Source organism: Gammaproteobacteria bacterium, assembly GCA_013817245.1.
GTDB lineage: Bacteria > Pseudomonadota > Gammaproteobacteria > HTCC5015 > HTCC5015 > JACDDA01.
Window position 1 is genome coordinate 129,546 of record JACDDA010000001.1, and the last position, 12,808, is coordinate 142,353.

General features: G+C 43.9%; 23 protein-coding genes. 3 read left to right on the forward strand and 20 right to left on the reverse strand.

What is annotated here, in order from left to right:
• Positions 1-26: 26 nt before the first annotated feature.
• Genes H0W44_00660 through H0W44_00670 form a run of 3 tightly spaced genes read left to right on the forward strand, consistent with a single transcriptional unit; the run spans position 27 to position 3,280 of the window.
• Positions 27-1,139 carry a thiamine pyrophosphate-dependent dehydrogenase E1 component subunit alpha gene (locus H0W44_00660; protein MBA3580943.1) on the forward strand — a complete coding sequence of 371 codons (1,113 nt, stop codon included), beginning with the start codon at positions 27-29 and terminating at the stop codon, positions 1,137-1,139.
• A 3-nt stretch (positions 1,140-1,142) separates the two neighbouring features.
• Positions 1,143-2,123: an alpha-ketoacid dehydrogenase subunit beta gene (locus H0W44_00665; GenBank protein ID MBA3580944.1), complete on the forward strand. Its 981-nt coding sequence runs from the start codon at positions 1,143-1,145 to the stop codon at positions 2,121-2,123.
• Positions 2,120-3,280, forward strand: a complete 1,161-nt coding sequence (locus H0W44_00670) for a 2-oxo acid dehydrogenase subunit E2 (GenBank protein ID MBA3580945.1) — start codon at positions 2,120-2,122, stop codon at positions 3,278-3,280. The genes H0W44_00665 and H0W44_00670 overlap by 4 nt, the downstream gene beginning before the upstream one ends.
• A 79-nt stretch (positions 3,281-3,359) precedes the next feature.
• On the opposite strand, the gene rplQ is transcribed toward H0W44_00670, so the two are convergent.
• Genes rplQ through rplP form a run of 20 tightly spaced genes read right to left on the reverse strand, consistent with a single transcriptional unit; the run spans position 3,360 to position 12,803 of the window.
• On the reverse strand, positions 3,360-3,737 hold the full coding sequence (gene rplQ, locus H0W44_00675) for a 50S ribosomal protein L17 (protein MBA3580946.1): 378 nt from the start codon (positions 3,735-3,737) through the stop codon (positions 3,360-3,362).
• Positions 3,738-3,777: 40 nt separating this feature from the next.
• Positions 3,778-4,779 carry a DNA-directed RNA polymerase subunit alpha gene (gene rpoA, locus H0W44_00680; GenBank protein ID MBA3580947.1) on the reverse strand — a complete coding sequence of 334 codons (1,002 nt, stop codon included), beginning with the start codon at positions 4,777-4,779 and terminating at the stop codon, positions 3,778-3,780.
• A 56-nt stretch (positions 4,780-4,835) separates the two neighbouring features.
• Entirely contained in the window at positions 4,836-5,456 is a 621-nt protein-coding gene (rpsD, locus tag H0W44_00685; GenBank protein ID MBA3580948.1) for a 30S ribosomal protein S4, read from the reverse strand.
• Between the two features lie 19 nt (positions 5,457-5,475).
• The gene (gene rpsK / locus H0W44_00690) at positions 5,476-5,865 is read right to left on the reverse strand and encodes a 30S ribosomal protein S11 (GenBank protein MBA3580949.1); all 390 of its coding nucleotides are present in this window, start codon (positions 5,863-5,865) and stop codon (positions 5,476-5,478) included.
• Positions 5,866-5,895: 30 nt separating this feature from the next.
• A complete protein-coding gene (rpsM, locus tag H0W44_00695) occupies positions 5,896-6,252 on the reverse strand; it encodes a 30S ribosomal protein S13 (protein MBA3580950.1) in 357 nt (118 codons plus the stop codon).
• Between the two features lie 22 nt (positions 6,253-6,274).
• Positions 6,275-6,388 carry a 50S ribosomal protein L36 gene (gene rpmJ, locus H0W44_00700; protein ID MBA3580951.1) on the reverse strand — a complete coding sequence of 38 codons (114 nt, stop codon included), beginning with the start codon at positions 6,386-6,388 and terminating at the stop codon, positions 6,275-6,277.
• A gap of 19 nt (positions 6,389-6,407) precedes the next feature.
• Positions 6,408-7,748: a preprotein translocase subunit SecY gene (gene secY, locus H0W44_00705; protein MBA3580952.1), complete on the reverse strand. Its 1,341-nt coding sequence runs from the start codon at positions 7,746-7,748 to the stop codon at positions 6,408-6,410.
• A gap of 6 nt (positions 7,749-7,754) precedes the next feature.
• Positions 7,755-8,192, reverse strand: coding sequence for a 50S ribosomal protein L15 (gene rplO, locus H0W44_00710; protein MBA3580953.1), 438 nt, complete (start codon positions 8,190-8,192; stop codon positions 7,755-7,757).
• 4 nt (positions 8,193-8,196) lie between these two features.
• Positions 8,197-8,382, reverse strand: coding sequence for a 50S ribosomal protein L30 (gene rpmD, locus H0W44_00715; GenBank protein MBA3580954.1), 186 nt, complete (start codon positions 8,380-8,382; stop codon positions 8,197-8,199).
• A 28-nt stretch (positions 8,383-8,410) separates the two neighbouring features.
• Positions 8,411-8,920, reverse strand: coding sequence for a 30S ribosomal protein S5 (rpsE, locus tag H0W44_00720; protein ID MBA3580955.1), 510 nt, complete (start codon positions 8,918-8,920; stop codon positions 8,411-8,413).
• Between the two features lie 11 nt (positions 8,921-8,931).
• Positions 8,932-9,282, reverse strand: coding sequence for a 50S ribosomal protein L18 (rplR, locus tag H0W44_00725; GenBank protein ID MBA3580956.1), 351 nt, complete (start codon positions 9,280-9,282; stop codon positions 8,932-8,934).
• 22 nt (positions 9,283-9,304) lie between these two features.
• Positions 9,305-9,832 (reverse strand): 50S ribosomal protein L6, encoded by a 528-nt coding sequence (gene rplF, locus H0W44_00730; protein MBA3580957.1) that lies wholly within the window; start codon positions 9,830-9,832, stop codon positions 9,305-9,307.
• 27 nt (positions 9,833-9,859) lie between these two features.
• Positions 9,860-10,255 (reverse strand): 30S ribosomal protein S8, encoded by a 396-nt coding sequence (gene rpsH, locus H0W44_00735; protein MBA3580958.1) that lies wholly within the window; start codon positions 10,253-10,255, stop codon positions 9,860-9,862.
• A gap of 25 nt (positions 10,256-10,280) precedes the next feature.
• Positions 10,281-10,586 carry a 30S ribosomal protein S14 gene (rpsN, locus tag H0W44_00740; GenBank protein ID MBA3580959.1) on the reverse strand — a complete coding sequence of 102 codons (306 nt, stop codon included), beginning with the start codon at positions 10,584-10,586 and terminating at the stop codon, positions 10,281-10,283.
• 17 nt (positions 10,587-10,603) lie between these two features.
• Complete coding sequence (gene rplE, locus H0W44_00745) at positions 10,604-11,143, reverse strand: 50S ribosomal protein L5 (GenBank protein ID MBA3580960.1); 540 nt, start codon at positions 11,141-11,143, stop codon at positions 10,604-10,606.
• Positions 11,144-11,157: 14 nt separating this feature from the next.
• Positions 11,158-11,478: a 50S ribosomal protein L24 gene (gene rplX, locus H0W44_00750; protein ID MBA3580961.1), complete on the reverse strand. Its 321-nt coding sequence runs from the start codon at positions 11,476-11,478 to the stop codon at positions 11,158-11,160.
• Between the two features lie 44 nt (positions 11,479-11,522).
• Positions 11,523-11,891 (reverse strand): 50S ribosomal protein L14, encoded by a 369-nt coding sequence (gene rplN, locus H0W44_00755; protein ID MBA3580962.1) that lies wholly within the window; start codon positions 11,889-11,891, stop codon positions 11,523-11,525.
• A 2-nt stretch (positions 11,892-11,893) separates the two neighbouring features.
• Positions 11,894-12,175 (reverse strand): 30S ribosomal protein S17, encoded by a 282-nt coding sequence (rpsQ, locus tag H0W44_00760; GenBank protein MBA3580963.1) that lies wholly within the window; start codon positions 12,173-12,175, stop codon positions 11,894-11,896.
• 17 nt (positions 12,176-12,192) lie between these two features.
• Positions 12,193-12,390, reverse strand: a complete 198-nt coding sequence (gene rpmC, locus H0W44_00765; protein MBA3580964.1) for a 50S ribosomal protein L29 — start codon at positions 12,388-12,390, stop codon at positions 12,193-12,195.
• Positions 12,390-12,803, reverse strand: a complete 414-nt coding sequence (rplP, locus tag H0W44_00770; protein ID MBA3580965.1) for a 50S ribosomal protein L16 — start codon at positions 12,801-12,803, stop codon at positions 12,390-12,392. The genes rpmC and rplP overlap by 1 nt, the downstream gene beginning before the upstream one ends.
• Positions 12,804-12,808: the final 5 nt, after the last annotated feature.

The following is a 12,808-nucleotide window of genomic DNA, read 5'->3' on the forward strand; positions in this document are numbered from 1 at the left end:
TTGTTATAGTGCAACTGCATAATCCTATGAGCATAAGCAAACTTAATACGTTTTCTGAGTGCAAATCAGTTGCACACTTTAATATAAACTTCATTCAATATCTAAATGAAGACGGCCAACTCTGTGCCGAAGCACCGGCATTTTGTCATGACAAAATCTTGATGCTATCTTTATATCGCGCTATCAAATTACTGCACTTATTTGATCTTAAAGTACTCAACCTGCATCGCGCGGGACAAATGGGTACTTACACTGGAACCCTCGGTCAAGAAGCTGTGGGTATAGGCGCCGCAAGCTGTTTAACGGACAACGATGTGTTTGTACCTTATTATCGCAGCGCACCTGATCTTTATTGGCGTGGCGTCAAACTACATGAAATTTTAATGTACTGGGGCGGTGATGAACGCGGTTCAGATTTTGCGGATCCCCGTTTAATAAATGATTTTCCTATTCCCATAGTTATTGCGAGCCAACTATTGCACGCGGCCGGCGTTGCTAGCGCAATTAAATTGCGCCAACAAAAAAATCGCGCTGTCTTAACTTTAGTCGGTGATGGTGGTACCTCAGAAGGTGATTTTTACGAAGCGCTTAATGTCGCAGGCGCGTGGCAATTACCATTGGTTATTATCATTAACAATAATCGCTGGGCTTTATCTGAACCAAATACTCGACAAACTGCTTGCCAAACCTTAGCGCAAAAAGCGATTGCCGGTGGTATTGAAGGCGTACAAGTTGACGGTAACGATGTGATTGCTATGCGCGCAGTTACTGAAGCGGCGCTCGCCAAAGCGCGTGCCGGTGGTGGTGCAACATTAATCGAAGCACTAACCTATCGTTTATGTGCGCATACCACTATCGATGATGCGACACGTTATGTTGCTAGCGAAGAATTAGATCAAGCATGGCAGCGCGAACCTTTAAAGCGCTTAAAAACGTGGTTAATAACAAATGAAATGTTAGATGCGGCTCAAGATGCTAACTTAGAAATTGAATGTCGTGCTGAAGTAGAACGCGAAGTTGAGATATTCTTAAACATGCCGATCCAAGCGCCCACTGCTATTTTTGATTTTCTATATGCGGAATTACCGGAACGCTTATTGAGTCAACGCGATGATGTCATCAAACATCGAGGCTCATAAATCATGCAACTCTTAAGCATCGCAGAAAGTATTAATTTGGCCTTAGATCATGAAATGGCGAATAATCCTGACGTAGTTTTATTAGGCCAAGACATCGCTAAAACCGGCGGCGTGTTTCGCGTAACACAAGGCTTATACGAAAAATATGGCGAACAACGCGTACTGGATACACCTTTAGCGGAGTCAATGATTGTCGGTTTATCCGTTGGCATGGCATCACAAGGTTTACGACCCATCGCTGAAATTCAATTTATGGGTTTTATTTTCCCCGGCTTTAATCAAATTGCTACGGCCGTCGCACGCATGCGTAATCGCACCCGCGGTCGCATTACGTTACCGATGGTGATTCGCATGCCTTATGGCGGCGGCATTCATGCACCCGAACATCATTCAGAAAGCACCGAAGCGTTACTCGCGCATTTGCCTGGTTTAAAAATAGTCATTCCTTCTTCTCCTTCACGCGCGTATGGTTTATTACTCGCAGCAATTCGCGATCCTGATCCAGTGATTTTTTTAGAACCTAAACGTATTTATCGTTCACAAAAACATGCTTTAGGAAAGAATAACGAAGCCTATCCCATTGGCAGCTGTTTTATTGATCGCGTCGGCAGTGATATAACCTTAGTTAGCTGGGGTGCCATGCTGCGTGAGACCCATCAAGTTGCTGATGAGCTAGCCAAAATGAGTATCGATTGTGAAGTCATTGATGTTGCAACAATTAGCCCATTAGATATGCGCAGTATTTTTGAATCAGTTGCTAAAACAGGCCGCTGCGTTATCGTGCAAGAAGCCGCACGCAATTGCAGTGTGGCGTCCGAAATTGCTGCCGAATTAGTGGAACACGGCTTGAGATTATTAAAAGCTCCAGTAACACGCATCACCGGCTACGATACGATTATGCCTTATCCAAAAATGGAACATTATTATATGCCTAGCGTCGAACGTATCCGCGAAGCTGTTTTACGTGTCATGGAGTATCAATGAGTATTTTTCGCTTACCTGATTTAGGTGAAGGTTTACCAGAAGCTGAAATTATTCGCTGGTTAGTTGCCGAAGGTGACGAAATACATGCGGAACAAGCCTTAGCCGAAATGGAGACCGCGAAAGCCGCGGTTGAAGTTTATTCTCCGTTTACGGGCAAGGTCGTTACGCTGCATGGAAAAGCAGGCGACATGGTTTCTACAGGAGCGCCGCTCGTAACATTTCTTACCACGACAGAAGATACAGGCAGCGTGATTGCAGCACCTGTCTTTAACAATACAAAAATTGATCCTGCACAGCAACGCGAAAATATATTGAGCATTGCGGGTATTCAAATTTCTAGTGTGGCGTATGCAATTGCACGCAAACAAAAATTAGACGATGCAGCATTAACGCGGATTCCACACACTAATATTATTGAATTAAATGATATCACCGCTTATTTAGCCGGCAATATTCCCAATCTCCAACATGTAACGCAATATCCTAAACACAGCGTTAATAATGCGCAGCTCGCGGACGAGGATGTCACTGAAGTTGTTTTACAAGCTGAACGCCGCGCGATGGTATTCGCAATTGCGCAAGCACGTGACAACGTTATGAATACGACGATGACGGAAAAAGCGGATATTAGCGATTGGCCAGCCGGCACCGACATCACCGTTAAATTAATTCGTTCCATCATCACCGCATGCCAAGCAGTACCGGAAATGAATAGTTGGTTTGAATCAGAAACACCCGCCTTACTCCAACACAAACATGTGCATTTAGGTTTAGCGGTTGATAGTCAGCGTGGTTTGAGCACACCCGTGATTCGTAGCGCAGATACTTTGTCGGATCTCGAACTGCGTGAAACCATTAATCAATTACGACTAGCAGTTAAAAATCGTACTTTAAAAACTAATCAAATTCGTGGCGCAACCATCAGCTTATCGAATTTCGGGATGTTAGCGGGAATTCATGCAACACCGATTGTAATGCCGCCGCAAGTAGCGATTGTGGGTACCGGTCGCATTTTACAAGAACCGCGCTGGCAAAATGACAGCTGGCAACGAGGACGCTTTTTGCCTTTATCATTAAGTTTTGATCATCGCGGCATTACGGGTGGTGATGCTGCACGTTTTCTCGCCGCTTTAGTTACGGCTTTATCTAACGTTTAAAATATTTTATGCCAGTAGCTCTAAAACAAAAAAGCACCTTTCGGTGCTTTTTTATATTGCGTTCATTGCTTTATAAAAACTAAGCAGCTTTAACGCCATCTGGACGATCTACCAATTCGACATACGCCATCGGCGCATTGTCACCAGGACGTGGGCCGCATTTCAAAATACGTAAATAACCGCCCGTACGAGTTTTGTAACGTGGGCCTAATTCAACAAACAATTTACTGACAATTTTATTATCACGCAAACGTGCAAACGCTAAACGACGGCGTGCAACATTGTCTTCTTTGGCCATAGTGATCAAAGGTTCTGCTACGCGACGTAGTTCTTTTGCTTTAGGCAAAGTCGTTTTAATTAGTTCATGTTCGAACAATGACGCTGCCATATTGCGAAACATAGCTTTACGATGCGTACTGTTACGATTAAGTTTTCTACCTGATTTACCGTGTCTCATATTTCACCTAACGTGCACGAAGTCTTGCTTTATAAAAGGATTAGGCAATTGCCCGATCGCGACCTGCTTCTAAACCAGCCGGCGGCCAATTTTCCAAACGCATACCTAAAGATAAGCCATAACTTGCGAGCACATCTTTGATTTCGTTCAGAGATTTTTTGCCTAAATTAGGTGTTTTCAACAACTCAACTTCTGTGCGTTGAATCAAATCACCAATGTAATAAATGTTTTCTGCTTTCAAACAATTCGCAGAACGCACTGTCAATTCCAAATCATCAACCGGACGCAACAAAATCGGATCAACTTCTGGGATTTGATGCGCAGGTTCAATTTGTGTGGTCGCTTCTAAATCAACAAATACAGAGAGCTGTTGTTGTAAAATAGTCGCTGCACGACGAATTGCTTCTTCTGGATCTAAGGTTCCATTGGTTTCAATATCAATAACCAATTTATCTAAGTCGGTACGTTGTTCAACGCGCGCGCTTTCAACTGAATAAGAAACACGACGTACTGGGCTAAAGCTTGCATCTAATTGCAAAGTACCAATAGCTTTGGTGTCTTCTTCCGATTTTTGTTGAGTAGCAGGTTGATAACCACGACCTTTTGAAATCTTCAAGGTCATGTTCAATTCGCCGTCTTGCGTCAAATTCGCAATCACGTGTTGTGGGTTTTTAATTTCCACATCATGATCGGTGCTGATATCAGCTGCCGTCACTACGCCTTGACCTTTTTTACGTAAGCTCAAAACCGTTTCGTTACGCGTATGCATAACAATTGCCAAACCTTTCAGGTTTAACAAAATTTCTAAAACGTCTTCTTGTACGCCTTCAATCGTAGTGTATTCATGTAACACACCTTCGATTTCTACTTCTGTCACTGCCGCACCCGGCATAGATGACAATAGAATGCGACGTAACGCATTACCCAAAGTATGGCCAAAGCCACGCTCCAAAGGTTCGAGCACTACGCGTGCACGCGTTTCACTTACATTCGCTACCTCAACTAAACGAGGTTTTAAAAATTCGGTCACTTTGCCTGACATTATTCGGCGTCTCCGTTAATACTGCGTTATTCGACTCGCTATCCCGGCGCTTAGTCTTACTTAGAGTACAATTCCACTACCAGCGATTCATTGATTTCTGCTGGCAAGTCGCTGCGCTCTGGAACACGCTTAAACACACCACTCATTTTTTTGCTATCAACATCAATCCAATCAGATATGCCACGTTGTTGTGCCAACTCGATTGCATCTTGAATACGGGCTTGGGCACGTGATTTTTCACGTACGGCAACTTCATCATTCGCTTGAACTTGATAAGAAGGAATGTTGACTTGCTTGCCGTTAACTAACAAAGCTTTATGACTAACTAATTGACGTGATTCTGCGCGAGTTGAACCAAAACCCATGCGATACGCAACGTTATCTAAACGACATTCCAATAATTTCAACAAGTTTTCACCTGTTGAACCCGGACGGCGTGCTGCTTCTTTGTAATAGCTACGGAATTGACGTTCCAATACACCATAGATACGACGCAATTTTTGTTTTTCACGTAACTGCAAACCGTAATCTGATAAACGCCCACGCTTAGCAGCATGTTGGCCAGGCGGACGTTCCATATTACATTTAGATTCAATTGCGCGTGCACCTGACTTTAAAAACAGGTCCGTGCCTTCGCGGCGACTTAACTTACACTTGGGTCCGATATAACGTGCCATAACTTATACTCTTCCCGTATTAAACACGTCGACGCTTAGGCGGACGACAACCGTTATGAGGCAGTGGTGTTACGTCTTCGATATTCGTAACTTTAAAACCCACTGTATTTAATCCACGCACTGCCGATTCACGACCAGGGCCTGGGCCTTTAACCATTACTTCTATTGTTTTAACGCCATATTCCTTCGCTGCTTCCGCTGCACGTTCCGCTGCTACTTGCGCAGCAAACGGGGTGCTTTTGCGTGAGCCACGAAAACCAGATCCACCCGAGGTCGCCCAGCTGAGCGTATTACCTTGACGGTCAGTAATCGTCACAATCGTGTTATTAAACGAAGCAAAGATATGCGCTACCGCATCGGTAACAACGCGCTTTACTTTTTTGCGCTTAGTGGTCGATGGATTCGCCATGTGTTTTCAGATCCTCAACTAAAATTCGGTTTATTTCTTAATTGCTTTCCGCGGGCCCTTACGGGTACGCGCATTTGTTTTGGTGCGTTGACCGCGGACAGGTAAGCCACGACGATGACGCATACCGCGATAACAGCCTAAGTCCATCAAACGCTTGATGCTCATAGACACTTCACGACGTAAATCACCTTCAACAGTAAACTTGGCAACTTCAACACGTAATACTTCAACTTGATCATCACCTAAATCACGCACTTTAGTTTCAGGCTTGATACCGGCTTGCTCGCAAATCACATATGCACGCGTACGACCAATACCATAGATTGCAGTCAAGGCAACCCATGCATGTTTGTTAACTGGAATATTAATACCCGCAATACGAGCCATTGCTTATTCTCCTAAAGTCTCTTTAACCTTGACGCTGTTTATGACGCGGATCGGTACAAATGACCCGAACGGCGCCTTTTCTGCGAACGATTTTGCAGTTGCGGCAGAGTTTTTTAATTGATGCACGTACTTTCATAACTCAACTCCCGTACTGGTTAGCGTGGCAAGCCAGCGCCACCCAAACCTTTAAAATTAGCTTTCTTCAATAAACTTTCGTATTGGTGACTTAACAGATGCGCTTGTACTTGCGCCATAAAATCCATTAATACTACTACTACGATCAGCAAGGATGTACCACCAAAATAAAATTGCACGCTGGTAAACAAAATCAAAATTTCAGGCAATAAACATACGGTCGTAATATAAATTGCACCAATCAAGGTCAAACGCGTCATCACACTATCAATGTAACGTGCCGTTTGGTCACCAGGACGAATACCTTGAATTAACGCGCCTTGTTTTTTCAAATTATCTGCAGTTTCGCGTGAATCAAATACTAGTGCCGTATAAAAGAAGCAAAAGAAAATAATCAAAAATGCATATAAAGCAATATAAATTGGTTGACCGGGTGACAACACAGCCACGGCATCACGCAACCAGCCCATGCCTTCACCTTGCGCAAACCATTGACCAATAGTCGCCGGAAATAAAATAATCGACGAAGCAAAGATCGGTGGAATCACGCCCGCCATATTTAATTTCAACGGAAAGTAACTACTTTGCGCGGTCGCCGTACGATTACCGTGCTGTTGTCTGGCGTAGTGCACTTGTATTCGTCGCTGGCTACGCTCAACAAATACAACACCATAAGTAACTGCCGCAACCATTACAAAAATTAAAATCACCACAAAACTACTTATTTCACCATTGCTAGCTTGTTGAATAAGGTTCGCAATAGATGTTGGCAAGCCTGCAACAATACCAGCGAAAATCAACATCGAAATACCATTACCAATTCCACGTTCAGTAATTTGCTCGCCTAACCACATCAAAAACATCGTGCCCGTGATTAAAGTAATCGCGGCTGTAAATACAAACGATCCATTATAAACCGGCACCAAACCAGGGCTCAGTTTGGGTAAATTCATCGCGATACCCACCGCCTGAACCGTCGCTAAAATCACGGTGAACCAGCGCGTATATTGAGTTAATTTGCGACGGCCGCTTTCGCCTTCTTTACGCAATTCAATCCATGGGCCATGCACATGGCTGAGCATTTGGATAATGATCGATGCCGAGATGTAAGGCATTACGCCTAACGAAAACAACGACATTTTTTCCAATGCGCCGCCCGAGAAAATATTGAACACACCTAAAAATGTGCCGCGCTGTTGTTCAAAAATTTGCGCCATCACCGACGCATCAACACCCGGAATAGTGATATGCACACCTAAGCGATAAATCACTAAAGCTAACAGCAAAAAGACGAGCCGCTGACGCAATTCAGAGAATCGCCCCATGCTGCCACCGCCTAATTGTGCTGGAGTTTTAGCCATTACAAATTATGCCTCTACGACCTTGCCGCCAGCTGCTTCAATAGCAGCGCGCGCGCCTTTAGTCACAGCAATGCCTTTAATCGTTAAGGCTTTTGTTACTTTGCCAGACAAGAAAATTTTGGCTTGTTTGATTTTACGGCCAATAACATTCGCAGCTTCCAATGTTTCTAAAGTCACTTCATTGCCAACTATTTTATTTAATTCTTCTAACCGCACTTCTGCCATCGTTAACGAAACGCGTGAACGAAAACCAATTTTAGGCAAACGACGTTGCAAAGGCATCTGACCGCCTTCAAAACCTACTTTATGATAACCACCTGAGCGTGCACGTTGACCTTTATGACCACGACCTGCAGTTTTACCTGTACCCGAACCAATACCGCGACCAACACGCAGTTTGTTGGTTTTGCTACCAACCGCTGGTTGGATAGTGTTTAATTTCATCATCTTAAGCGTCCTCAACCTTTACAAGATAGGAGATCTTATTGATCATCCCTCGGTTTTCTGGCGTATCAATTACTTCAACCGTTTTACGTATGCCGCGCAAACCCAAACCTCGTAAACACGCTTGATGATTTTTCAAACGGCCTGATGAGCTTTTTAATTGCGTTACTTTCAAAGTTTTTACTGCCATTGCTGCAAATTCCTGGTGTTATTCACGTTCAGGATAAAATATCTTCAACAGTCTTACCGCGTTTTGCGGCGACCATTTCAGGTGAAACCATTTCTGTTAAACCACGAAAAGTTGCGCGCACCACATTGATGGGATTGCTTGAGCCAATCGCTTTTGCTAATACGTTCTTAACGCCTACCGCTTCAAATACAGCGCGCATCGCGCCACCAGCAATTACGCCAGTACCTTCTGATGCAGGACGCATAAATACTTTTGCGCCACCATGATTTGAAAACACAACATGTTGCAAAGTGCCTTTGGTTAAACCTACGCTCTTCATAGATTTACGCGCTTTTTCTAATGATTTTTGGATCGCAATAGGGACTTCTTTCGCTTTGCCATATCCAAAACCCACACGGCCATTGCCATCGCCCACTACAGTTAACGCAGTAAAGCTAAATTGACGACCACCTTTAACAACTTTCGCAACACGATTTACAGCAACCAGTTTTTCAACCATGCCATCTGCAGCAACATTGCTTTCGTCACGACCCGCCATAATGTCCTACCTTAAAACACTAAACCGTTTTCACGCGCCGAATCGGCTAACGCCTTAATACGGCCGTGATACAAGAAACCCGAACGATCAAATGCAACTGTATTAATACCAGCGGCTTTTGCACGTTCAGCGATGAATTTACCCACAGCTTTCGCTGCTTCAACATTACCCGTAGATTTCAAACCACTACGTACATCTGCTTGCAAAGTTGATGCAGCTGCCAATACACGGCTATCTGCAGAAATGATTTGCGCATAAATATGACGCGGTGTCCGATGCACAGACAAACGCGCAACACCCAGTTGGCGAATTTTCGAACGCGTTCTAAGACTGCGACGAATACGTGATGTTTTCTTATCCATAATCTACCTACAAACCTGTCAATTACTTCTTCTTGGCTTCTTTACGAAGAATCTTTTCATCAGAATATTTAACGCCTTTGCCTTTATAAGGTTCAGGCGGACGGAAAGCGCGAATATCAGCGGCGACTTGACCTACTTTTTGTTTGTCAGTACCGGAAATTACAATTTCAGTTTGCGTTGGCGTTACGATCGTGATGCCTTCTGGTATTTCGTATTCCAAAGGATGCGAAAAACCTAATGTTAAGTTCAGCTTGTTACCTTGCGCTTGCGCACGATAACCAACACCAACCAACAATAAACGACGATCAAAACCTTGGCTTACACCAATCACCATGTTGTTAACAATGGCGCGCGTAGTACCGGCCAAAGCAATCGCTTCGTCGTTACTCGCAACCATGGTTAAAACACCATCCACTTGCTGTATTGATACAGAAGGATGCAATTGCATAGTCAAGCTACCTTTAGGACCTTTGACCACAAACGCACCATCGGTAACGCTTGCTTCAACACCCTTAGGCAGATTAACGGGTTTTTTTGCTACTCTAGACATTGTTCAGTTCTCGCTTTATCGACTGGCTTAGGCGACGACACATAAAATTTCGCCACCTTGACCCAAAGTACGGGCTTGGCGATCCGACATCACACCTTTGGAAGTAGACACAATGGCGACGCCTAGACCATCCATTACGGTGGGAAGCTCATCTTTATTTTTATAGATACGCAAACCTGGTTTACTGACGCGCTTAAGCATTTCAATAACAGGGCGGCCTTCAAAATATTTTAACAACACGGTCAACGTTACTTTGCCATCTTGCGCAGAAACGCTGTAATCACTGATGTAACCTTCGTCTTTCAACACTTTCGCCAGAGCGATTTTCAGCTTTGAAGAGGGTGAATTAACTTCGAGTTTATTGGCTGCCTGCGCATTACGAATACGCGTTAAAAAATCGGCAACGGGATCAGACATACTCATTATATCGATATCCTTTAAATTTAAATTACCAGCTTGCTTTCTTCAGACCAGGAATATCCCCACGCATTGCCGTTTCACGTAACTTGTTACGACCCAAACCGAACTTACGGTAAAAACCGTGCGGACGACCTGTTAATGCACAACGATTACGCATCCGACTTGGACTGCTGTTGCGTGGTAATTTTTGCAATTTCAATACAGCAGCTTCAACTTCATCAAAACTACTTTTCGGACTCACAATGGTCGCTTTTAATTCAGCACGCTTAGCAGCATATTTATCAACCGCTTTTTTGCGCTTAATTTCGCGTTGTACCATCGATAACTTTGCCATATCCCGAAACCTGTCCGTTAATTCTTGAAAGGAAAACTAAAGCCCGCTAACAATGCTTTTGCTTCAGCATCCGTTTTAGCAGTCGTTGTGATAGTAATGTCCATACCACGCAGTGCATCAATTTTATCGTAATCAATTTCTGGAAAAATAATTTGTTCGCGTACGCCCATGCTGTAATTACCACGGCCATCAAACGATTTACCATTTAAGCCGCGAAAGTCACGAATACGTGGGATCGCAATACTAATTAAACGATCGAAAAATTCGTACATCTGCGCACGGCGTAAGGTTACTTTGCAACCTACTGGCCAGCCTTCGCGGACTTTAAAACCTGCGATGGAATTACGCGCTAAAGTCACAACAGGTTTTTGACCCGAAATTTTGCTCATGTCGCTGACGGCATGATCAACTACTTTTTTGTCGCCTACCGCTTCACCCAGACCCATGTTTAATGTGATCTTGGTAATACGCGGAACTTCCATCGCACTTTTGTAGTTAAACTGCTCCATCAAGCGTTTAACAACGACGTCTTTATAATGCTGCTGTAATCGTGCCATGACTATCGCCACTCTTAAATATCAACGACTTCGTCGTTGGACTTGAAATAACGCACTTTGCGACCGTCTTCCAAAACTCTAAAGCCAACACGATCAGCTTTTTTGGTCAACGGGTTATAGTGCATAACGTTTGATGCATGAATAGAAGCTTCGCGCTCAACAATACCGCCTGCTTCACCGCGCATAGGATTAGGACGCGTGTGTTTTTTAATCACTGCCACGTTTTCAACCACTACACGTTCGCCATCACCTGACACGGAAATAACCTTGCCAGTGCTGCCTTTATTTTTACCAGTAATAACGATTACCTGGTCACCTGATTTAATTCTGCGCATAACTATGACTTCTCCAAATCGCTGCGATTTAGTTGCCTATGCAACTAAAGTACTTCCGGTGCCAGCGAAATAATTTTCATAAACTGAGCGTTACGTAATTCACGCGTAACGGGTCCAAAAATACGAGTACCAATTGGCTCAAGTTTATTATTAAGCAATACCGCAGCATTGCTATCAAAACGAATCACTGAACCATCAGGACGACGTACACCTTTACGCGTACGCACTACAACAGCATTGTAAACTTCGCCTTTCTTTACTTTGCCGCGCGGAATAGCATCTTTGATACTGACTTTGATGACATCGCCTACGCCAGCATAACGACGCTTTGAGCCACCCAATACTTTAATGCACATCACTCTTTTTGCGCCGCTGTTATCGGCCGCAGCGAGCATGGATTCCATTTGGATCATGACTACACCTGATTCGCTTGTTCGAGGACTTTCACTAAACGCCAAGACTTTGTTTTAGACAAAGGCCGACATTCTTCAATCATTACTTTATCACCAGCGCCACAAACATTATTTTCATCATGCGCATGCAACTTGGTTGAACGACGGATAAATTTGCCATAACGCGGATGTTTAACCAAACGCTCAATTAATACCGTTACCGTTTTATCCATCTTGTCACTGACCACGCGCCCAACTAAGGTGCGATTCAGTTTTTTATCTTCGGTTGCTTGCACATCACTCATTTGCATCACCAACTCAATTATTCCGCTGCTTGTGCTTTTTCATTTAGCACTGTTTTCACGCGTGCAATCGTACGACGCACTCGTTTAAATTCATTACCACGCAATTCTTGACCACTGCCTTTTTGCATACGCAGTTGAAATTGCTCTTTATGTAACTTAACTAATTCATTTTGCAAATCATCTACTGACTTGCCGCGTAATTCTTGGGCGTTCATCACAGCACCGTACGAGTTACAAAGGTTGTACCAATCGGCAACTTAGCAGCTGCCAGTTTAAATGCTTCACGCGCCGTTTCTTCAGACACGCCTTCCATTTCATACAAAACAAAACCAGGCTGAATTTTAGCTACCCAATATTCAACGTTGCCTTTACCACTACCCATTCGAACTTCTAATGGTTTTTTGGTTACCGGCACGTCTGGGAAAATACGAATCCAGATTTTGCCACCACGTTTAACATGACGCGTCATGGCACGACGTGCTGCTTCGATTTGACGCGCCGTAATACGACCACGCTCAACGGCTTTTAAACCGAACTCACCGAAGCTGACTTTATTGCCCGCTTGCGCAAGACCACGATTACGGCCTTTGTGCTGTTTGCGAAACTTTGTACGTTTTGGTTGCAACATTTGCT